19 protein-coding genes and 2 pseudogenes are annotated in these 20,114 nt (G+C 60.4%); 16 read left to right on the forward strand and 5 right to left on the reverse strand.

Going from position 1 to position 20,114, the window contains the following annotated elements; translation table 11 throughout:
* Positions 1-69: 69 nt before the first annotated feature.
* From ABD837_RS22925 to ABD837_RS22945, 5 genes and pseudogenes are all read left to right on the forward strand, one after another.
* Positions 70-459 (forward strand): annotated as a pseudogene (locus ABD837_RS22925) (enoyl-CoA hydratase-related protein); the annotation flags it as partial.
* A 651-nt stretch (positions 460-1,110) separates the two neighbouring features.
* Positions 1,111-1,746, forward strand: a complete 636-nt coding sequence (locus ABD837_RS22930; RefSeq protein ID WP_345059259.1) for a hypothetical protein — start codon at positions 1,111-1,113, stop codon at positions 1,744-1,746.
* Between the two features lie 128 nt (positions 1,747-1,874).
* Complete coding sequence (locus tag ABD837_RS22935) at positions 1,875-2,501, forward strand: hypothetical protein (RefSeq protein ID WP_345059261.1); 627 nt, start codon at positions 1,875-1,877, stop codon at positions 2,499-2,501.
* A 34-nt stretch (positions 2,502-2,535) separates the two neighbouring features.
* Positions 2,536-2,652: pseudogene (locus ABD837_RS22940) on the forward strand (1,4-dihydroxy-2-naphthoyl-CoA synthase); the annotation flags it as partial.
* A gap of 305 nt (positions 2,653-2,957) precedes the next feature.
* A complete protein-coding gene (locus ABD837_RS22945; protein WP_345059263.1) occupies positions 2,958-5,204 on the forward strand; it encodes an N-acetylmuramoyl-L-alanine amidase in 2,247 nt (748 codons plus the stop codon).
* 179 nt (positions 5,205-5,383) lie between these two features.
* Here ABD837_RS22945 and ABD837_RS22950 read toward each other — a convergent pair whose 3' ends face one another.
* Complete coding sequence (locus tag ABD837_RS22950) at positions 5,384-6,922, reverse strand: extracellular catalytic domain type 1 short-chain-length polyhydroxyalkanoate depolymerase (RefSeq protein WP_345059265.1); 1,539 nt, start codon at positions 6,920-6,922, stop codon at positions 5,384-5,386.
* Positions 6,923-7,443: 521 nt separating this feature from the next.
* Positions 7,444-7,629 (reverse strand): hypothetical protein, encoded by a 186-nt coding sequence (locus tag ABD837_RS22955; RefSeq protein WP_345059267.1) that lies wholly within the window; start codon positions 7,627-7,629, stop codon positions 7,444-7,446.
* 173 nt (positions 7,630-7,802) lie between these two features.
* Here ABD837_RS22955 and ABD837_RS22960 point away from each other — a divergent pair, with 173 nt between their 5' ends.
* The 4 genes from ABD837_RS22960 (at position 7,803) to ABD837_RS22975 (ending at position 12,106) form a co-directional block, all read left to right on the forward strand.
* Complete coding sequence (locus ABD837_RS22960) at positions 7,803-8,252, forward strand: hypothetical protein (RefSeq protein ID WP_345059269.1); 450 nt, start codon at positions 7,803-7,805, stop codon at positions 8,250-8,252.
* 45 nt (positions 8,253-8,297) lie between these two features.
* The gene (locus tag ABD837_RS22965; RefSeq protein WP_345059271.1) at positions 8,298-10,049 is read left to right on the forward strand and encodes a DUF885 domain-containing protein; all 1,752 of its coding nucleotides are present in this window, start codon (positions 8,298-8,300) and stop codon (positions 10,047-10,049) included.
* 69 nt (positions 10,050-10,118) lie between these two features.
* Positions 10,119-11,231 (forward strand): AMP-binding protein, encoded by a 1,113-nt coding sequence (locus ABD837_RS22970; protein ID WP_345059273.1) that lies wholly within the window; start codon positions 10,119-10,121, stop codon positions 11,229-11,231.
* Entirely contained in the window at positions 11,231-12,106 is an 876-nt protein-coding gene (locus ABD837_RS22975) for a DUF481 domain-containing protein (protein WP_345059275.1), read from the forward strand. The genes ABD837_RS22970 and ABD837_RS22975 overlap by 1 nt, the downstream gene beginning before the upstream one ends.
* Positions 12,107-12,122: 16 nt before the next feature.
* On the opposite strand, the gene ABD837_RS22980 is transcribed toward ABD837_RS22975, so the two are convergent.
* Entirely contained in the window at positions 12,123-12,833 is a 711-nt protein-coding gene (locus tag ABD837_RS22980) for a hypothetical protein (RefSeq protein WP_345059277.1), read from the reverse strand.
* 53 nt (positions 12,834-12,886) lie between these two features.
* The gene (locus tag ABD837_RS22985; protein ID WP_345059279.1) at positions 12,887-14,317 is read right to left on the reverse strand and encodes a TlpA family protein disulfide reductase; all 1,431 of its coding nucleotides are present in this window, start codon (positions 14,315-14,317) and stop codon (positions 12,887-12,889) included.
* A gap of 192 nt (positions 14,318-14,509) precedes the next feature.
* Between ABD837_RS22985 and ABD837_RS22990 the strand changes: the two genes are divergently transcribed.
* From ABD837_RS22990 to ABD837_RS23020, 7 genes are all read left to right on the forward strand, one after another.
* The gene (locus ABD837_RS22990; RefSeq protein WP_345059281.1) at positions 14,510-14,950 is read left to right on the forward strand and encodes an ABA4-like family protein; all 441 of its coding nucleotides are present in this window, start codon (positions 14,510-14,512) and stop codon (positions 14,948-14,950) included.
* A gap of 61 nt (positions 14,951-15,011) precedes the next feature.
* A complete protein-coding gene (locus ABD837_RS22995) occupies positions 15,012-15,869 on the forward strand; it encodes a hypothetical protein (protein ID WP_345059283.1) in 858 nt (285 codons plus the stop codon).
* 47 nt (positions 15,870-15,916) lie between these two features.
* Positions 15,917-16,336, forward strand: coding sequence for a DUF3995 domain-containing protein (locus tag ABD837_RS23000; RefSeq protein WP_345059285.1), 420 nt, complete (start codon positions 15,917-15,919; stop codon positions 16,334-16,336).
* Positions 16,337-16,358: 22 nt separating this feature from the next.
* Positions 16,359-17,417, forward strand: a complete 1,059-nt coding sequence (locus ABD837_RS23005; RefSeq protein ID WP_345059287.1) for a sensor histidine kinase — start codon at positions 16,359-16,361, stop codon at positions 17,415-17,417.
* Positions 17,414-18,193, forward strand: a complete 780-nt coding sequence (locus ABD837_RS23010) for a LytR/AlgR family response regulator transcription factor (protein ID WP_345059289.1) — start codon at positions 17,414-17,416, stop codon at positions 18,191-18,193. Before ABD837_RS23005 ends, ABD837_RS23010 begins: the two co-directional genes overlap by 4 nt.
* Before the next feature lie 36 nt (positions 18,194-18,229).
* Entirely contained in the window at positions 18,230-18,814 is a 585-nt protein-coding gene (locus tag ABD837_RS23015) for a Uma2 family endonuclease (RefSeq protein WP_345059291.1), read from the forward strand.
* Positions 18,815-18,821: 7 nt separating this feature from the next.
* The gene (locus tag ABD837_RS23020; protein WP_345059293.1) at positions 18,822-19,310 is read left to right on the forward strand and encodes a hypothetical protein; all 489 of its coding nucleotides are present in this window, start codon (positions 18,822-18,824) and stop codon (positions 19,308-19,310) included.
* Here the strand turns inward: ABD837_RS23020 and ABD837_RS23025 are convergent, their stop codons facing one another.
* A complete protein-coding gene (locus tag ABD837_RS23025) occupies positions 19,311-20,102 on the reverse strand; it encodes a LytR/AlgR family response regulator transcription factor (RefSeq protein ID WP_345059295.1) in 792 nt (263 codons plus the stop codon). It lies immediately after the preceding gene.
* Positions 20,103-20,114: the final 12 nt, after the last annotated feature.

The raw sequence follows: 20,114 nt of genomic DNA on the forward strand, positions 1-20,114 counted from the left end.
TAAAGCTGAAATGATTGCGGGCACAAGCCAGATGTCCCGAGCTAACCCGCTCCCCCACCGTCAGTGTCACCCAACGTGGGCTCGTTCGATGGCGGCTTCGGCGCTAGCTACCTCGCCCGCGTGGTGGGCCAGAAGAAAGCCCGCGAAATCTGGTTTCTCTGCGACCAGTACGACGCGCAGGAAGCCCTCGACATGGGCCTGGTAAACAAAGTGGTGCCGCTGGATAAGCTGGAAGAAACCACCGTGGCCTGGTGCCACAAGATTCTGCAGAAGAGCCCGCTCGCGCTGCGCATGCTCAAATCGAGCTTCAACGCCGAGCTCGACGGGCAGGCGGGTATTCAGGAACTGGCGGGCAACGCCACGCTGCTGTATTACCTGAGCGACGAGGCCAAGGAGGGCCGCAACGCCTACATAGAAAAGCGCCAGCCCGACTGCTCAAAATTCCCCAAGTTTCCGTAAACTACTGGCGCTTAACTAAACGGTGCAGCTGTTTCACTGTCAATCTTTGGCGGCGGTCTGGCTTTTGGTGTTCTGCCTGATTATTCCACTCCTCGAATTGCGCGCGTTAGCGCCCTCCGTGTTACATGCGGCCGACCAATAGTCCCGGCGGGACAGCACATCGGCAGCAACGGCCAGAACAGCGGATGATAAGCCCCGTAGGAACGAAATTCGGCAGGTCCGGGTGCCGTTTCTACGGGGCTTTGCCGTGGTGGTGGTTTTTTTCTGCCGCCTTGCTGCCTGTGGGGCCCGACCACCAACTTCACCACTGGGGTCAGCTAGTCTTTCGGGGCTGCTGGGGCGTGGCAATGACCGATTGAAACCTTTTGGGCACGCCGCCCACCCACCTCAGATGGCATAGCACCTGCACATTCAACTTTTTCCAGAACCTCGCGTAGAAGCAGCGGCGTAAAATATATAGATATATTTCATGGGACATCGATATGAATGGCGCTATTAGAACCGCCGATACTCAACTGTATTCATTCAATGTCTCAAGTTCTGCCGCTACTCCAAGCCCCCTGATTTTGCGGGATTACCAGAAGTAGTGGGACCATCTTCCTCCGTTCGCCTCGCCAAAACAAACCACCTCCCTTACAAACATCCGTGCCCATGAAAACCACTTTTGCTTTAGTCTCCTGTGCTTTGACAATGGCCTTCTTCGCCCAAGCACAGACAACACAGACATTCGTCTCTAGTCAGAACAACAAGCTTGAGCGCGAAGAAGCGATAAGAATGCTTGACAAGGGCAATTCTACTATTACCGGAAAAGTTTTCGCCCGGGATATCCAGACCGGCATCAAAGCATTATCGTTTTTGAATACGAACGAAAAGCAATACGCGCCTACGGGAACCGAAGTAATCCTAATCCCTTATACCGCATATTTTAAGGAGTACCTGGAGACAGCTAAAAAACAACGCAAGCGTGGCAAGTGGTTGCAGCTTCCAAACGAAGCGGTGGAGTGCATGAAATTTCATAAGATTGACGGCGGAGGCGGGAAATTTGTGTTTGACAAACTAATGCCAGGAAAATATGTCCTGTACACCCATTTTGGGTACATCCACACAATCCCCCGTACCAGAGTCGTAGGCAAGACTGACCATTATGTAAACGGTGTTTATCAAAACTCCAGCGATATAACCAGCAGCTACGGACTACGCATGGATAGTGACGCGTTGGTTGAAAAGCTGGTGACCATCGACAAAGATGGAGAGGTGAAGGAGGTCAACCTGAAAAAGGCGGAGTAGACGGCCATGCTTTGGCGTGAACCCAAGCAACGGTGGAAGCGCGGAACAGCCCGCACCCTGATGTTGCAGGGACCCAATGAGTCTTGAAAACAACTGCCCCTGCTCCAAACCACTATCAAAAACCCGCCATGAAAACAACCTTCGCTCTGCTGTCCTGCGCCTTGACAATGGCCTTCCAGTCCCACGCACAGACATTCGTACCAAGTCAGAATAACAAGCTTGATAAAGCAGAAGCAATAAGAATGCTTGACGGGGGCAGTTCCACTATCACCGGACAAGTTTTCGCCCGAGACAACCAAGGCGGACTAATACCAGGAGTGTCCATATTGAATACCAACGAAAAGCAATACGCGCGCGCGGGAACCGAAGTAGTATTAATGCCTTACACAGCATATTTTAGAGAATACCTGGCGGAATCAAAAAAACAGCATAGACGCGGCAAGTCGTTGCTACTTCCCAACGAAGTCGTTGAGTGCATGAAATTCGCTAAGACTGGCGGCAGAGGCAAATATATATTCGACAAATTAACAGAAGGCAAGTATTTTATATACACCAGTTTTGGGTATGTTCACCAGGGTACTCAGACTGATGTCGTAGGCCAGCGTGACCATTACGTAAACGGTGTCTACCAAGGCTCTAGCGACTTAACCAACAGCTACGGCGTAACCACGGGTGTCAGAGTATTCGTGGAAAAAATAATAACCATCGACAAAGACGGAGAAGTGAAAGAGGTTAACCTGAAAAGGACCAAGTAGGCGGCAGTGCTTTGCCGTGAACTGAAGCAGTTAGGAACTGGCCGGCAACGCCACGCTGCTCTATTACCTGAGCGACGAAGCCAAGGAAGGCCGCAACGCCTACATGGAAAAGCGCCAGCCCGACTTCTCGAAGTATCCCAAGTTTCCGTAAGTGAGTGCGGCTGTAGCGCGGTTAATAGCGCAGACTCTACAGTCCGCGTCCCCGGCGGAAACCCAAACGATTCTACCGGCGCGGGGGTGCGGACTACAACGTTCGCGCTACAATTCGCTCAGAGAACACAACGAGACCTTGCCCTATCGGCAAGGTCTTTTTTGTAGGCTAATACTCCGGCTACCGCAAGCTGCTTGCAGTACAACATTCGGGCAAAATGTCTGACATCAACAGAGATATTACCTAATCCTTAGTACCTTAAGAGAGCCAAAGTCTACCGTACTTTTTCCCTTTGGCAGTCCTTCGTGAAAAAACCCTTACTGTTTTGGGCGGGCCTGCTGTGCCTGTCCCCCACCCTGCAGGCGCAGACGGCGCCAAGCACGGCCATCAGCGCCGAAACCCCATACGCGGCGGACTTCGCTGCTGCCTACCGCCAGTATCCGGAAATACCGCGGGGCATGCTCGAAGCAGTGGCCTATACCCAAACCCACATTCGCCACATCAGCGCCGATGAGCAGCCCAGCTGCACGGGCATGCCGCTGCCTTTTGGCGTGATGGGGTTGGTGGCCGAGGGCAAGAATTACTTCCGCGCCAATTTGCCGCTGGTAGCTTCTCTTTCGGGGGTCAGCGAAGAGGAAATCAAGGCTAGCCCAAGAAGCAACATCCTAGCCTATGCGGCAGCTTACGCCAAACTAGCGGCCAAGCGCAAGCTTACGGCGGAGGAACCTGCCCGGCACCTGCCAGTCCTCATTGCCCTGAGCGAATTGCCACTCCAAAAAGACGCCGTGAGCAACTACGCGTTGGATTCGCACCTGTACAGCGTGGTCACGTTCCTGGCAAAACCGGAGAACCGGCAGCGCTACCACTTCTCCGATTATCGCCTCAACCTACCCGCCATTTTCGGTGCCAACTACCGCATTCTGAGCGCGGGCAGCACGCGGGTTTCGAACGAGGGCGTGGAAGGCGACGGCCGGCGCTACAACCCCGACGGCTCGGCGCAGTCCCGGCTGGAATCCACCGACTACGGGCCGGCGGTTACCGATTTTACTACCTGCAACTACAGTGGGCGCGGCGGCGTGGCGGTCACTCACTATGCCATTCATACGGTGCAGGGGACGTATGCAGGCTGCATTTCGTGGTTCAAAAACTGCTCCTCGCAGGTGTCGGCCCACTACGTGGTGCGCTCCAGCGACGGGCAAGTGACGCAGATGGTGAGCGAGGCCAACAAGGCCTGGCACATCGGCTCCGAAAATCCCTACACCATTGGCACCGAGCACGAAGGCTACGTAAATGACGCCTCGTGGTACACCACCGCTATGTATAGCAGCTCGGCGGCCTTGGCGCGCGACATCGTGGGCAGCGGCTACGGCATCAGCGGCTTGCGTGCTTTTTACGGGGCGGCCACTACCGGCACGTACAGCACGGGCGCGTGCGTGAAAATCAAGGGCCACCAGCACTACCCCAACCAGACGCACACCGACCCCGGCGTGAACTGGAATTGGGAGTACTTCTACACCCTCGTCAACAACGCGCCCACCGTATCGATGCTGAGCGCTGCTTCGGGCTACGTGTACGACGCGGGCGGCAGCGCCGGCAACTACCCCGACGACGTGCGCCAGTCGCAGCTCATCGCTCCAACCGGCGCTACGAGTGTGTCGCTCTCCTTCAGCAGCTTCGACCTGGAAAGCGGCTACGACCACCTGCTGGTGTTCAACGGCAGTAGCAACCAGGCCCCGCTACTTGGCAAGTTTTCGGGCACTACCGTTCCGGGCACGCTCACGGCTTCGTCGGGCAAGATGTTTCTGGAGTTGCGCAGCGACTGCGCCACCACGCGCCCCGGCTTCGCGGCCAGATGGACGTCGACCGGCACCAGCAGCTGCCCCGCCGACACCTACGAAGCCAATGAGACCCTTAGTGCCGGCGCTACCATTGGCGTGAACGTGAACAACTCGGCCTACATCTGCCCCACCGGCGACGTGGACTGGTACCGGTTCACGAGCAGCAGCACCAACAACAACATCCGCATCACGCTCAGCACGCTGCCGCTCGACTACGACCTGGAGCTGTATAATGCGGGCGGCACGCTGCTGTATTCCTCCACCCAAGCCAGCACCACAGACGAAAGCATCGTCTACAACGGGGCCCCGGCCGCTACTTACTTCGTGAAAGTGTACGGCTATAACGGCAACACCAGCGCCAGTTCCTACACGTTGCGGGTGTCGACGCAGGCTAGTGCTTGGCTGGTAGCACGTGATGGTGCCACTTATGCCAGCCGCAGCAGCAAGGCCACCCCAACGCAGCCTTTGGTACTGATGACCAACCCCGTAGAGGCCGGCTCGAAAGCCTGGCTCACGGTTTCGGGCTATAACGGGCCGGCCGAGTTGTCGCTGCGCAACGCCCAAGGCCAGCCCGTGGGTGCCAGCATCCACACGGAACTTGCGGCCGACCAGCCCCTGGGCTATGCCGTGCCGCCCTCGCTGCAGCCGGGCGTGTACTTCGTGACCGTGCAGCTCCGAACCCACGTTGAATATTTGCGGCTGCTGGTGCAATAGCAGCCCGCGCTCTGGGGCCAAGCCAACTCGATTGCCCGATGTAATTCGATTACCGGGAGAAATGACCAAGGCTTGAAAACGTCAAAAGGGAGGGTTAAATAGCAAAATCCACTTGTCTGGATTTTGCTATTTAACCCTCCCTTTCTGAATAGCCACGCAAATGGTAGCGTAACCTTGGGCTAACGGGTGATATGAATCCGCTTCACAATGATTTCGTTGTCATAGACGACGGTAAGAATATGCAGCCCGGCGGGAAGTTTGCTGACGTCGAGGAGCAATTTATTCTCACCGGCATGGGCGCTAAAGTTGCTATTGACGGCGTCTTTGGCCAACATGCTGGTCAGTGAAACCTTGACTTGAGCCGCAGTGGGAGCATTGAAATCAATTTCTAACTGGTTGACTGCGGGGTTGGGATACACGCTCACAACATCTTCGTCCACGGTAGCAGCACGCGATGACGAGCAAGTGCCTTGGAGCGTCCAAGCGTACCGCCAGTAAATGCCCGTTCCTGGAGCATAATAGTAGGCCCAACCGTTGCACCGGCCGGCCGACCGGCATTCGTACAACTGATTGGAGCCGGTGACTTTGCTGCCCACCACGTAGTTGTTGGCCGTGGATGAATAAGCCGGCACCCCCGCACAAATGTCGCCGCCCGTCCCCGTCACGGTTACGGCTACAGCCGCTGAGTTAGTCACGGCCCCCTCGTTGTCGGTTGCCCGAGCGGTTAGGCTATACGTGCCTGCTCCTACCGCAGTCCAGGTGAAGGCATACGGGCTGGTCAGGTCTTCTCCCAGCTTCGTACTGCCCTGAAAAAACTCAACCCGGGCCACAGTTCCGTTGGCATCGGTGGCATTGGCGGTGATGCTAATGCTGGCCGGCGCGCTGAAGGCGGCATTGCTGGCCGGGGCCGTGATGCTCACCACCGGCGCAGGATTAGACGGCTGCACGTTCAGCGTGAAACGGTTGAAGAAAGTCCAGATTACCTGACTGCCGTTGAGGGAAGTTCTCGGCCAGCTATGCCCCCCGCCGTTGATGCGGTAGTGGCGCACTTCTGCTCCCTGCGTACACCCGCCGTACACCGTCAGGTCCACTCCATTGGGCAGGCTCGTGGTTTGGGCAGCGGCCGTGCATCCGTTCCGGTTGCGCCAATAGTTGAGGCTCCCCGCCACTTGGCTGTAGGAGACAATGGGGTCGCTGGTGCCGTGAATGTGCAACACCGGCACGCTTCTAACTGGGGCGCAGCTGCCCAGCTGCAAGCCCGAAACCGGCGCGACGGCCGCAATCCGGTTGCTGAGCTGGCACGCCAGCCGGTAACTGAAATACCCGCCCATGCTGAAACCCGTGGCATAAACCCGCTGCGCATCCACCGAATACTGGCCGGCAAGCACATCGAGCAATCGGTTGACGAAGCCGATATCGTCGACATTGGCGTTGTTGATTCCGGCATTCCAGGAATTGTTTAAGCCGTTGGGATACACCACAATGAATCCATTGGCATCGGAAACCGCATCCATGCCACTGGAGTACTGCTGCTGCGCGCCAGTAGAGGTAAGGCCGTGGAAGTTGAGCACGAGCGGGTAAGCACGGGCTGCCGTGTAGCCGCTGGGCAAATGCACGAGGTAACTTCTGGTAGTTCCATCGTAGGGAAATGAATACTGCTGCGCCTGGACCAGGGTGCCGCAGCACAGCATTGCAATGAGTAGAATGACTTTGCTCATGATTGAAAGGGCTTAAGAGTGTGGTGATAGAAAAAGAAAAACAGGTATTCAGAGTCATGAGCAAGGCCCAAGCAAGACGCACCGGTAGCAGTACAGGCTTGCTTTATGGGCGAAATATTCCTTAACGAGTAAATCGAGTACCCTTAAGGAGCAACTGGTTAGCACCCAGAATGTAATTGGGAATTTTTATCATTTTTAGCTATATAATTAAATACTTACTATTAAAAAAGGTTGGGCCAAACAGGTAGCATGTGCCTCGATGCCTGGCGCAACCAGTTGCGGCTACTCCACGCGATTTAGCCTCAGCACTGTTTTTCTGGAGTGGAGCAGCGGTGCGCTACGCCAAAACCTTGTTCTTTTTAAGCACCTTTTTTGGGTGGAGCGCGTGCGCTAAGCAGTTTGCCCTTGCGCATGGCTACCTGCCGAACAGGTCCGGCCTGAGCGCAACTAATTCATTAACAGACAGTAAGAGTAACGTAGCACCAAAAACTGGTGCCAGCCCCTGCTGCCCCGGGGGGGTGCTAAAAGCCGCACCCAAACGCCCGGCAGCCTTCGCACCAGGCAAAGAAGAAGCGCATCCGTTCGTATTTGCGCTCCTTTTTCAGCGCTTTGGCTTGCGCTTTCTGCTCGGGGGTGCGCGTATCCGCCGGATTCATCGGAACGGATGGGGGCGTGAAACCAGACGCGGATTGAGGCTGAGCTTTCATGGCTACGCGAGGTTGGTGTACCCTAATATCAGCTTTTTTCCGGGCAAAAGCAACAGCTATTTTATAAGCTGGTCACTGCTACGGAGCCCTTTCGCGGCTACGGTGTAATAGCGCGCGGGCTAGTCGGTGGCGCAGCCTATTTTTGCTGAAGGTCCTGCCCTCAGAATCACCCCATGACGGACGCTGATTTTCACCAAGCCATTCGCCGCATTCGCTGGGTGCACTGGTACCACTACCCGGTACAAGGGCTCTTGATGGGGGCCGCCGTACTGGTGACCAGTGGCAGGGCAGCAGTTGGGCAAACGGTAGAGCCGCAGCTGGCTACCTGGCCGGCGCTGCTATTGCTGGGGGTACTGGTGCCAGTGGTCAGCATCTGCTTGTACATGGTGTACAAGTACATGCGGCCCAACCTGCGGCACCCTTCCGAGGTGAATCTGCGCACCTACCTGGGCCGGGTATTTCTGCGCAATAGTTTGCTGTGTATGGCGGCCCTGCCCCTGCTAGCCTCCTACGCCATTACCCACAAGCCCTTCGACCTGCTGGCCAGCGCCGGCGTACTGCTGGCGTTAAGCTGGCGGCTGGTCCCTACTGCGAAAACCTACCAGCGTTGGCTGATTAGCTAGAGGTTATTTTCACCGCAACTTGTGCTCCTCCTCCCCTCCCACCTCATGAAGGTTACGCTCCTGCTTTCCGCGCCCTTGCTGCTGCTCACGCCTTCGCTTCAGGCGCAGCAAAAGAGTATCCATAAAGATATTTCCGCTGCGCTGACCGCGGTAAAAGCCTTCGACCGGAGCGAATGGAAACGCGACAGCAGCAGTCACCACCCGCTGCGCTCCCAAACGGAAAGCATTGCGCTGGCCCGGTACACTTTCTATCAGAAAATTGCCGCCAATCTCAGCTCGATAAATAAGAAAAGCTTGTCATTCGACGACGAGGTTAATCTGGAATTATTGAATTACCAGATTCACGACGAATTAGCGGATTACGAATACCAGGCCTATTTGAATCCGCTTATCAGCGACACCGGATTTCACGCAGCCTTGGCCAACCGGGGCAATACCACCATTACCTCAAAAAAAGAGGCCGAGCAGTACCTGATTCTCTTAAAAGACATCCCGCGCTTCATGGACGAGAACATCCAGCTGATGCGCAAAGGCATTTCCTTGGGTGTAATTCAGCCCCGGGAAGTGCTCAATGGTTACGAAACGAGCTACACCCAGCACATCGTCCCCACGGCAGAACAGTCCGTGTTCTGGAAGCCCTTCGCAACCAAACCGGCCGCCATTTCCGAAGGCGATTGGAGCGCTCTGCAAGCCAGAGCCAAAACCGTTGTGACGACAGACGTAATCAGCAGCTATCAAAAACTTAAAGTCTTCTTTGACCAGGAATACTTGCCCAAAGCCCGGCCCACCCTTGGAGCTTCGGGGTTTCCGAACGGCAAGGCGTATTACGAAGACCGGGTGCGGCAATTCACTACCACTGCGTTAAGCTCGGAGGAAGTATACCAGATTGGCTTACAGGAAGTGGCCCGAATCAGAGCGGAAATGGACAAGGTTATTCGGGATGTAAAATTTAAAGGCGACTTTAAAGAATTCGTTTTCTTTCTGCGCAACGACCCGCAATTCCGGCCCAAAACCGCCGATGAGCTTCTGAAGGACGCCGCCTTTATTGCCAAGACAGTAGAGGGCAAATTGCCCGCGCTGTTTGGCAAGCTGCCCCGACAACCTTTTACCGTGGTGCCCGTGCCGCAATACCTCGCTCCCAACTATACCTCGGGCCGGTATTCGGGCGCCTCCATCAGCAGCAAGCGCGCTGGTGAATACTGGGTAAATACGTCCAATCTGCCGAGCAGGACCCTGTATACGCTCGAATCCCTCACGCTGCACGAGGCGGTTCCCGGTCATCATTTGCAAACTTCTCTGACGCAGGAATTAACCAACTTGCCAGAATTCAGAAGGAATTTATACATTAATGCCTTTGGCGAAGGCTGGGGATTGTACAGCGAATACCTCGGGCATGAAATGGGTTTTTACAAAGACCCGTACAGTCTGTTTGGCCGCTTGACGTATGAAATGTGGCGCGCCTGCCGTCTGGTAATCGACGTCGGCCTCCATTCAAAAGGCTGGACCCGGGACCAGGCCGTGGCATATTTAGCCGATAATACCGCGCTTTCCCTGCACGAGGTCAACACCGAAGTCAACCGGTACATTTTGTGGCCCGGACAGGCGCTGGCCTATAAAATGGGGGAGTTAAAAATCAAGGAAATGCGGCGTAAAGCGGAAGCCGCGCTGAAGGAGGACTTCGACGTGCGGGCGTTTCACGACATGGTGCTTTCCAACGGTTCGGTCACGCTGTCCATCCTCGAAAAAATGACGGACCGGTTCATCGAACAGCAGCAAGCCGGCAAGAAGAAAAGCTAAGCCGGCCGCAGCGTCTGCATTATTCTGCCAATTGATGGGGCGTGGCCCCGGCGCCAGTAGTTTTGCGGCATGACTGCTCCTGCTCTGCCCACTTCCCTCCTGCTCAATGGCCGCGAATACGCCTACGCGGCCATTCGTGAATACCCCGCGCAGCTCGATGCGCCCGTGAACGGCTACGAGGCCAAGGTGCTCGACTTTGTGCGGCAGTGGCTGAACGGCACGCAGGAATTCACGCTGCACACTTCGGGCAGCACGGGCACGCCCGCGGCTATTGCGCTGCGGCGGCGGCAGCTCGAAGCTTCGGCCAGCCGCACGGCCGACTTCTTCGACCTTGGCCCCGGCGACCGGGCGCTGGTTTGCCTCAACTGCGAATACATTGGCGGCATGATGATGCTGGTGCGCGGCCTGGAGCGCAACGTGCACCTGACCATTGTGGAGCCCCACGCCGACCCATTTACCTACGTGGCCGCAGATGCGGAATTTGACTTTGCCGCCTTCGTACCGTTGCAATTGAAGACCGTGCTGGCGGCGGGCCATGCCCCGCGCCTCAATAAAATGAAGGCCTTTTTGATAGGTGGTGCACCGGCCGATGCGGCCCTGCAGCAGGAGCTGCAGCCCGTGCAAGCCGCCGCGTGGCTAACCTACGGCATGACCGAAACCTGCTCCCACGTGGCCCTGCGCCGCCTGAATGGCCCGGCAGCTACTACCAGCTTCCGGGTGCTGCCCGGCATTGCGGCGGGCCAGGACGAGCGCGGCTGCCTGACCCTGCGCGGCGACGTGACCGACGACCAGCTTGTGGTTACCAACGACGTGGTGCAGCTGCTCGACGCGCACACGTTCGAGTGGCTGGGCCGGGCCGATTTCGTGATAAACTCGGGCGGCGTGAAGGTACCGGCCGAGAAGGTAGAGCTGGTGCTCGACGTGGCCCTGGCCGAAATTGGGGCTTCGCGCCGCTGCTTTGTGGCGGGCCAGCCCGATGAGCGCCTGGGCCAGGCCGTGACGGCCTTCATCGAAGGAGCCCCCCTGCCAGCCGACCAGGAAAGCCAACTCAAAACCCTGCTGGCCGAGCGGCTGGGCCGCTACGAGCAGCCCCGGCAGCTGCGCTACGTGCCCGAGTTTGCGGCTACGCCCAACGGCAAGCTCGACCGTGCCGCCACCCTGCGCCTGGCCCACGAGGAGTAGTGAGCTGCGCTTGTGCAACAGCCTGGGTCTGGGGGCGGCAGTGGCGGCTGTTGTTGGTGTTGGTGCTGGCGGCCGGTACGGCGCGCGCCCAGGTGCCCGACTCGACCAACACCGGCGGCGGGCCCGACTCGACGGTAATCGATAAGGCCGGCAGCTTCACGCCACCGCCGGCGGGGCTGCCTTCGCCGGAGTTTGAAACCTACAACGTACACGGCAACGGCGTGCGCTACACGGCGGCCCTCACCGGCCTGCTCACCACCGGCACCGTCGAGCGGGTGTACTTCAGCACCAGCCACACTGGCAACTACACCACCGGGCACTGGCAGTTCCCGGCGGCCCTGAGCTATAGCTACGGGCGGCAGGGCGGGGCGCTGCGCGAACGGGAATTACTGCTGCTCCTCACGCCCGCCTACCGCCTGGGCCGCTGGAAGTTCTATGTACTGGGCGAGTTCGAAACCAGCAACCTGCGCGCCATCGACCGGCGGGTGGTGACCGGCGGCGGAGTGGGCTACCAGCTCTACGCCGACAGCCTCAGTAACGAAGTGGCCCTGAGCACCTTTTTGCTCGATGAGCGCACCAACTACAACACCGAGCCCGAGCTGCAGCGCCACGTAGTGCGCAACAGCAGCCGCCTGAAAGCGCGCCTGAACCAAAAAGTATTCAGCTTCTCGGAGCTGCTGTTCTACCAGCCCTCGGTGACCGACCCCGGCGGCGACTACCGCCTGAACAGCGCCACCGTGTTAGCCTTCAAGCTATACCAGCACCTGGCCCTGAACCTCGCCTACACGTTTTCCTACGAAAGTGTGGTGGTGCTGAACCGCGCCCGGGCCAACGGCACGCTCTCGGTAGGATTCGCTTACAGCACGGGCAAGTAGCGCGGTCGTACCCGGCTTAGCGCATGTTGGTTTGGGTGAAGAGGGGCTCCTTGTCCTTCAGCACCTTGAATAACTCGCCCAAAAACAGGTTGGCGCGCAGGTAAAATACCGGCCCGTTCAACTCCCGCTGAATGGGCAGGGGCACGAATACCGGCTGCCGCCAGCCCAGCCCCGTGCCAAAGCCGCCCCAACGAAACACCCGATACTGGGCGGCCAACGTGGGTTCTACAATGCCCAGGACCGAGCGGGGCGTTTTGTCGAGGTCGCCGTCGTCGGTCTCGTACAGCACGTAGGCTGAGCCCATTCCCAGCTGCATGTTGGCGCTGATTTCCCACCGGCGCTTTTCGAGCAGCACGTAGCCGGCATAGGCCGCCAGGTAACGGAAACGGATTTCGGCGTCGGCTTCTTCGGCGGCATTGTCGGGCTTGGCCTGCCGCGAGGGCACGCCCGTGCTCAGGAAATAGATTGCTGCCCCAGTCCGAAAACGGCTCTTGAACTCGATGCCCAGCTTGAGGCCGTTGACGGTGGTGAAGTGGTGGTTGAGAATGGAATAGCGCGAGTCGTACTGCACCACAAAGCGGTTGCGTGGCAAGCGCGGAATAGCCGGCCGGCGCACCACCGAATCGCGCCCCACACTGCCGGAAGCAGGCTGCACCTGCGCCTGCGCCCGAAGCCCCATTCCTACCAGCAAAGCCAGCCGCAACGCACAACGCACTCCTACAACCATAGCAAGTTGCCAACGCGTTTCACCAGCACAAAGTTATAACTTACCGGCCCGGGCTACTGCGCCAGGGCCTGCTCGATGGCCGCGATGGTAGCGGTGCCTGCCGAGGGCTGGGGGGCATGGGCCAGGCGGATGCGGCCGTCGCGCCCGATAAGCCAATAGCTGGGAATGCCACCGGCCTGGTACGCCTTGCCAGCCGAGGTATTGTAGGCGGCCTCATCAAGCAAATGCACGCTGGTGGGGCCAGTGAGGGCATGTTTGGTGAGGGCCTTGCGCCAGTCGTCGGGGTTGCGGTCGATGGAGATGTAGAGAAACACCACGTCGCGGCCCGCAAACTGCTGCTTGAGCTCGGCACCAGCGGGCGCTTCGGCGATGCAGGGCGCACACCAACTGGCCCAGAAATCGAGGTACACGACTTTGCCTTTAAAATCGGCCAGCGACACCGTTTTGCCGCTGTCGTCGCGCAGGCTGAAGCCGGGAGCGGGCTGGCCGGGCTGCAGCGCCGCCTGGGCGCGCACCAGCTCGTGCATGTTGCGGGCCAGGGTCGAGTCGCGGGTTTGGGCCCGGAAGGTGGGGTAGGCGGCCAGCACCGTCAGCGGGTCGCCCTGAATCGCCTCGAAGCTTAGCAGCTGAAACATGGCCAGGTCGCGAGTCAGCGTGGGCCCAAAGTCAGCAGTGGCCTGGGCATAGAGCTTCGCGGCGGCTCCGGGAGCTGCGCTGAGTTTCTCGCCCGGCCCCAGCAGGCGCCCACCGTAGGCCGAGACGAAGCGCACCACGGGCTCGCGCATGCGCTGGTTGTCGAGCTTTTGCAGGGGCAGCTCTTTCAGAAAATTATAGTAGCTGGCCGGCAGCGGCGCCACCTGCTTGGCCGTGGCGAAATGGTAGCCGGGGTAATCGAGCAGGGCGCGGCCCCAGTCAAGGTCAATGTCGAGGGCGGCCTGCCGCTGGAGAGCCGGCGGCAGCGGATGAGCAGCCGCGTAGGTTTTCAAAAACGCCTGCTGCTGGCGGCGCGCCTGGTCGGCCAGCTGGCGCATCTGGGCGGGCGTGGTGCTGGGCGTGCGGGCCTCGTTCAGGTGGACGGCATCGGCGGTTGCGGGGCCGAACTCGAACTTGTAGCGCGAGCGGGCCAGGTAGTTGTTGGCCGCCGCCCCGCGCCCGGTGTAGCGCACAGTTTCCTCAAAGCGGGGAAAGTCGAGTGTGAGGGCGAGCTGGTCGCCGGGCGTGAAGTACAGCACCGTGCGCTGGCGGGCGTAGTTCAGGCTGGCCGGGCCTTCTTTCACGTCGCGCAGCATCATTTCAAAATTACCCCCGGGGCGAAGCACTGCCTTGGCCGGCCGGAATGGACCCGCTTTTACGTGGTCGTACCACACGTACACCGTGTCGCCGGCCGGGGCGTGGTCGAGGTGGCCGCGCAGGGTGACGGGAGCCGGCGGCGCGGGCAGGCGCAGGGCGGCCGCGAGGGCCAGAGCAGGTAGCGTAAGCAGCATGGAGAGCAGCTGGAAGGGTAAAAAAAAGCGCGGAAAGATAGTTCCCAGCACAGAGTCGCCCGGGCGGGTATTGGTTGCTTCGCCCCAGCTCGGCGGCAGCTTCACTCCCCCTAATCAACGCTTCGCCCCGGTGGCGCTGGCACTGAGCTGGCCGTCCCGCTAGCTTTGGCCCAACGCTTTGCTCCTACCCTCATGCTTACGCCCGATTTTCTGTTTTCCCTTGCCAACCCTGCAGCCGTGCTCGGCTGGGCCCTGCTGGTGCTGGCCCCGCGCTGGCGCGGCACCCGCGCCGTGGTGCTGAGCGGCGCACTGCCCTTGGTGCTGGCCGCCACCTACGCGGTGCTCATTGCCGCGCACTACCTGGGGCCGCACGGCGGCGAGGGCGGCTTCCAGTCGCTCGATGCCGTGGCGGCGCTGTTCCGCGACCGGTGGGCGCTGCTGGCCGGCTGGGTGCACTACCTCTGCTTCGACATGTGGACCGGTGCCTGGGAAACCCGCGATGCCCAGCTGCGCGGCCTCCCGCACTGGCTGCTGGTGCCCTGCCTACTGCTCACGTTTATGTTCGGGCCGGTGGGCCTGCTACTGTATTTCGGGGTGCGCGGCCGGTATCCAGTGCCCCACCCGGCAGCTTGATTTCGGGCTTTTCCAATTCAACTCTGGTTTTCTTTTTTCCTGACTTCTCACTCCTGACCTCATGAAAACGGCTCTGCTTTCGCCCACTATTTTCCCTGATTCGGCGGCCAAGCCAACCACCGAAAACCCGCTGCGAACCTTCCTGCGCGTGTTGCACCGCGTGAACCCCGTACTCTCGGGCACTGGCTGGCTGAACGTGGCCCTGGCCGCGCTGGCGCTGCTGCTGCTGCCCTTCGACCACCGCCTCGTGGTGGGCGCGCTGGTCTGGCTCAAGCCCCTGAAGTTCGCACTGTCCATCACCGCCTTCGCCTGGACGCTGGGCTGGCTGCTGGCCGACCTGCCGGCCGCTGCGCAGCGCAGTGTGCGCCGCCTCAGCCAAATCGTGGCCCTGAGCATGGTGGTGGAGCAGGCCGTGATTTTTACGCAGGCCGCCCGGGGCACCACTTCGCACTACAACGTTGGCTCGCCACTCGATGCCGTGCTGTTTCAGCTCATGGGCATCTTCATCATGGTGAACACGGCCATGACCATCTGGGCTGTGTTGCTGGTCTGGCGGCACCGGCCGCATGGGCCGGCCGGCTACGTGTGGGGGGTGCGGCTGGGGCTGCTGCTGTTTTTGGTGGGCTCGGTGCTGGGCGGCATGATGATTCACCTCAACCAGCACACCGTGGGCGCGGCCGACGGGGGCCCCGGCCTGCCCGGCCTGGGGTGGAGCACCCGCGCCGGCGACTTGCGCGCGGCCCATTTCCTGGGCATGCACGCCCTGCAGGCCCTGCCGTCGCTGGGCTGGGCGCTGAGCCGGACGGTGCCGCGCCGCGCCAGGCTGCTCACTTGGGTTGGGGCGGCGCTGTACGCCGCTGCGGTGGCCGGGCTGTTCGCGCTGGCCCTGGCCGGCCGGCCGCTGTGGGCCGGGCAGTAGCGGGCCGCCCATTGGCTTGTTTTCTCATACTTTAATTCGCTGAACCTATGCACTGGCTTGCCGCTTTCAACACGTTCATTTTTCTGACCCTGGGCGGCCTGCACGTCTACTGGGCGCTGGGTGGCCGGCAGGGCATTGCGTCGGCGCTGCCGGCCACGCCCGATGGCACCCTGCAGCTGCGCCCCTCGGCCGCCCTCACGGCCGCCGTGGCCGCGGGCCTGCTGGCGATGAGTGCCCTGAGTGCCGTGCCGCTGGTGCTGGGGGCCGCCACCGCACCGGGCTGGCTGCGTTTGGGCAATGGGGGCCTGGGGCTGGTGTTTGGCCTGCGGGCCCTGGGCGACTTCCGCTACGTGGGCCTAAGCAAGCGCGTGCACGACACTACTTTTGCCCGCCTCGACACCCGCTACTACACCCCGCTGTGCCTGGCCCTGGCCGCCAGCTGCGCCACCCTGGCGCTGGCCGCTTAACACTCCGGCTCCCCCATTCGCTATGCGTTCTACCCTCCCCGACGACCGCCGCTTTCTGCTTTGGGGCATTCCGGGGCTGAGCTTGCTGATTGAGGCGACCATGCTGCCCACCGGGCCCAATGTCCACTGGCCGCTGGTGCTGATGCACTGGCTCATCTCGCTCTATTTCACTGCGGGCTATTGGCTGGCCAACCGGCAGCTGTGGCGCACGCTGCTGGCCCGCTTCCCCAGTCCCGCCCAAACACCGCGCCGCCTGTGGGCCCTGGCAGGGCTGGCAGTGCTGGTTACCATGGCGACTACCGTGGTCCTGGTACTGCCGCTGCATGTACTGCTGCCCGAATGGTTTGCCCTTTCCGTGGGGCAGCTGCTGAAGTCGACCCGCTTCAGCCTGGTGCCCACCAGCGCGGTGCTCACGCTCTACGAAACCACCTATTTTTTTCAGCAGTGGAAGGCCAGCCATCACCAGGCCGAGCAACTGGCCAGCGCCGGCACCCAGGCCCAGCTCGATGCCCTGCAAAGCCAGCTCGACCCGCATTTTCTGTTCAACAATCTCAACACCCTGGCGGCCCTCATCGAGCCCGGCAACGCGCCGGCCCAGGATTTTGTGGAACAGTTGGCCGACGTGTACCGCTACGTGCTGCTGGCCCAGGGCCGCGCCACCGTGCCGCTGGCCGAGGAGCTGGCCTTTATTGAAACCTATCTGGCGCTGCACAAAGCCCGCTTTCGGAATAACCTGCGGGTCGAAATCAGCGTTGCGCCTGCCACGCTGGCCCGGCACGTGGCGCCCCTCAGCGTGCAGTTGCTGGTGGAAAACGCGCTGAAGCACAACGTGGCCTCGCACGAGCACCCGCTGCACCTGCGGCTAACCGCAACCGCCGCCGCACCGGCTACTTTGGTAGTCGAAAACACGCTGCGGCCGCGCACGGCCGGGTTCGCGCCGGGCACGGGCACCGGCCTGGCCAACGTGCGCCGCCGCTACGAGCTGCTGGGCGCCGCCCAGCCCGTCGAAAACCACGTGGCCGAAGGCAAATTTGTGGTGAAACTGCCCTTGCTGTTCGCGCCGGCCACCCTGCTGCCATGACTATTCTCCTGCTCGAAGACGAATACCCCGCGGCCGAGCGCCTGCAACGCCTGCTGCTGCAAGCCGTGCCCGAGGCGCAGGTGCTGGCCGTGCTCGATACCGTGGCCGGGGCGCTGGCCTGGCTGGCCGTCCACCCAGCGCCCGACCTCATCCTCAGCGATATCCAGCTGGCCGACGGGCTGAGCCTGGAAATCTGGGAGCAGGCCGTGGTGCTCAGCCCGGTCATCTTCACCACCGCGTTCGATGCCTACGCCATCCGCGCCTTCCAGGCCAACAGCGTGGCCTACCTGCTGAAGCCCGTGAAACTGGCTGAGCTGCAAGCTGCCATCGCCAAGCTTCACGCTACACGGAAAGCTTGGCTTAATGAAGAATTAAGCCAAGCGTCTCCTCATTCTTCATTAAGCATCGAACGGTTGCTCGATGCGTTGCCCCGGGCCTACAAAACGCGCTTTCTGGTGCGGCAGGGCGAGCAGCTGCTGCCGCTGCCCGTGGCCGAAGCAGCCTGGTTTCTGAGCCGGAACGAAACCGTTACGCTGGTAGCCGCCGACGGCCGCCGCTTCGTGCTCGACTATACGCTGGAGCAGCTCGAAGGCCTGCTCGACCCCGCCCGGTTCTTCCGCCTGAACCGCCAGCTCATTGCCCAATTGCCGGCTGTGCGCCGCCTGCACCCGCACTTTGGCGGCAAGCTGCTGGTGGAGCTTCACCCTGCGCCAGCCGAAGAAGTGCTGGTGAGCCGCGAGAAAGCGCCGGCCCTGAAAGCCTGGCTGGAAGGGTAGCTTTCGACGTATCTTGTTGCGCTAATCCCCAGTGCTATGACTGCCATCATTCTGAAAAGCCCCGTGCTCGCACGCCTCACCGATGAGGAGTTCTACCAGTTCTGCGCCGACAACCGCGACCAGCGCATCGAGCGTGATGCCAACCATCAAATCACCATCATGCCCCCTACCAATTCCGAAACTGGTGCATCCAACAGCGAAATCAACTACCAATTAGCTTATTGGAACCGTCAGCACCAGTTGGGTAAAACGTTTGACTCCTCGACCGGCTTCACCCTATCCACCGGGGCCATGCTCTCGCCCGATGCCAGCTGGATTGCTTCGGACAACTGGAACGCGCTCAGTCCGGAGGACCGGCGCGGCTTCGCGCGCATCTGCCCCGATTTTGTGGTGGAGCTGCTCTCGCCCACCGACCGCCTCACCGACACCATGCGCAAGATGGAGCACTGGCTCGAAGCCGGCGCCAAACTCGGCTGGCTCATTGCGCCCGGCACCGAATCGGTCTATATTTTCGAACCCGGGCAGCCCGTGCGCCCCGTTGTGGGCTTCGACCAGGAGTTGGTAGCCGGGCCAGTGCTGCCCGGCTTCGCGCTGGAGTTGCGGCGGCTGCGAGCGGAGTGATTAGCTCATGCTTTCAGCCAATCTGCAACTATCGATGAACTATTCACTACTCGTGGCTTTCCTTCTTGGAAGCTCAGTTACCGGTTGTCAGCCTGCCACTGATGAAACGCCTTACTCATCGAAAACATCAGCCACCACAGCCACCACAGCCACCAAAGATTCTAAAGGCAACCTGCATCGGCTGGCCGGCACCTGGGTAGGTCGCCGCAAGGATGGGTTCGACTTACTTAAAATAAAGCTCGACTCCACCGGTACCTATACCACGTTCATCGACCGAAATCAAACGCCGGGCCTTCTCCCCGACACTCTGCGGTACTTCCTGTACGAATCTCCGGTGCACGTTACGTACACGCCGCGCACGCCGCGCCACCAAGCCACCGCATCGGTTCTCACATGCAAATTCCGTTTCGACTACAATGTGGAAGCGGATACGCTCATTGAAATCGACAAGATGGGCGTGCAGGGCAAATTCATTCGCGTGCGCCCTGAGCACTGACTACCTGTCCAGCCAGCTCTTGAAGACGTTGACTTTCTCGCGGCTCACCAGCACCTGGGCATCGGGGGCGGTGGGCTTGAGCACGGTTTGCAGGCGCGAGTTGGTGTAGTGTATGATGTCCTGAATGGCGGACTGCTGGGTGAGGTATGCGCGGTTGAGTCGGAAGAAGCGGCGCGGGTCGAGCAGGCCTTCGAGCTGGTCCATCGTGTAGTCGACCACGAACTTGCGGCCCTCCACCGTTTGCAGGAAGGTGGCTTTTTCGAGGCTGAAGAAGTAGGCAATCTGGTCGAGCGGCACCACTTTCAGGTGCTCGCCCACGCGCACCACAAACTGGGTTTTGTAGCTGGCCGCCGGCGGGGCCGCCTGCTGCATCTGGTGCATGAGCTGGGCCAGCAGCGCGGGGTCGAAGGCCGGGGGCGCGGGCGTAGCGGCGGGCAGGCGCTGGCGCAGCTTGGCCAGGGCCGCGGCCAGCTCGTCGGCATCGATGGGTTTAAGCAGGTAATCGACGCTGTTTACCTTGAAAGCCTGCAGCGCATACTGGTCGTAGGCCGTGGTGAAGATGACCGGGCAGCGCACCGCCACCTGCTCAAAAATTTCAAAGCTCAACCCATCGGCCAGGTGAATGTCGAGAAACAGCACATCAGGGGTGGTTTCGCGCAACAGCGCCACGGCCTGGGCCACCGATTCGGCCGTGCCGAGGATTTCGAGCGGCTCGGGCTGGCGGGCCAGCATGTCGGCCAGGCGGCGGGCAGCCAAGGGTTCGTCTTCGACGATGAGGGCGCGGAGGGGCATTGTTTGGAAGGG

It is taken from the genome of Hymenobacter glaciei (assembly GCF_039539585.1).
Taxonomy (GTDB): Bacteria; Bacteroidota; Bacteroidia; order Cytophagales; family Hymenobacteraceae; genus Hymenobacter; species Hymenobacter glaciei.

What these genes read in the sequence shown, in the direction of transcription:
- ABD837_RS22930 (WP_345059259.1), top strand. Translation starts at nt 1,111, where the DNA reads ATGAAAACCACTTTTGCTTTAGTCTCCTGTGCTTTGACAATGGCCTTC.
- ABD837_RS22935 (WP_345059261.1), top strand. Translation starts at nt 1,875, where the DNA reads ATGAAAACAACCTTCGCTCTGCTGTCCTGCGCCTTGACAATGGCCTTC.
- ABD837_RS22950 (WP_345059265.1), bottom strand. Translation starts at nt 6,922, where the DNA reads ATGAGCAAAGTCATTCTACTCATTGCAATGCTGTGCTGCGGCACCCTG.
- ABD837_RS22955 (WP_345059267.1), bottom strand. Translation starts at nt 7,629, where the DNA reads ATGAAAGCTCAGCCTCAATCCGCGTCTGGTTTCACGCCCCCATCCGTT.
- ABD837_RS22960 (WP_345059269.1), top strand. Translation starts at nt 7,803, where the DNA reads ATGACGGACGCTGATTTTCACCAAGCCATTCGCCGCATTCGCTGGGTG.
- ABD837_RS22965 (WP_345059271.1), top strand. Translation starts at nt 8,298, where the DNA reads ATGAAGGTTACGCTCCTGCTTTCCGCGCCCTTGCTGCTGCTCACGCCT.
- ABD837_RS22970 (WP_345059273.1), top strand. Translation starts at nt 10,119, where the DNA reads ATGACTGCTCCTGCTCTGCCCACTTCCCTCCTGCTCAATGGCCGCGAA.
- ABD837_RS22980 (WP_345059277.1), bottom strand. Translation starts at nt 12,833, where the DNA reads ATGGTTGTAGGAGTGCGTTGTGCGTTGCGGCTGGCTTTGCTGGTAGGA.
- ABD837_RS22985 (WP_345059279.1), bottom strand. Translation starts at nt 14,317, where the DNA reads ATGCTGCTTACGCTACCTGCTCTGGCCCTCGCGGCCGCCCTGCGCCTG.
- ABD837_RS22990 (WP_345059281.1), top strand. Translation starts at nt 14,510, where the DNA reads ATGCTTACGCCCGATTTTCTGTTTTCCCTTGCCAACCCTGCAGCCGTG.
- ABD837_RS22995 (WP_345059283.1), top strand. Translation starts at nt 15,012, where the DNA reads ATGAAAACGGCTCTGCTTTCGCCCACTATTTTCCCTGATTCGGCGGCC.
- ABD837_RS23000 (WP_345059285.1), top strand. Translation starts at nt 15,917, where the DNA reads ATGCACTGGCTTGCCGCTTTCAACACGTTCATTTTTCTGACCCTGGGC.
- ABD837_RS23005 (WP_345059287.1), top strand. Translation starts at nt 16,359, where the DNA reads ATGCGTTCTACCCTCCCCGACGACCGCCGCTTTCTGCTTTGGGGCATT.
- ABD837_RS23010 (WP_345059289.1), top strand. Translation starts at nt 17,414, where the DNA reads ATGACTATTCTCCTGCTCGAAGACGAATACCCCGCGGCCGAGCGCCTG.
- ABD837_RS23015 (WP_345059291.1), top strand. Translation starts at nt 18,230, where the DNA reads ATGACTGCCATCATTCTGAAAAGCCCCGTGCTCGCACGCCTCACCGAT.
- ABD837_RS23020 (WP_345059293.1), top strand. Translation starts at nt 18,822, where the DNA reads ATGCTTTCAGCCAATCTGCAACTATCGATGAACTATTCACTACTCGTG.
- ABD837_RS23025 (WP_345059295.1), bottom strand. Translation starts at nt 20,102, where the DNA reads ATGCCCCTCCGCGCCCTCATCGTCGAAGACGAACCCTTGGCTGCCCGC.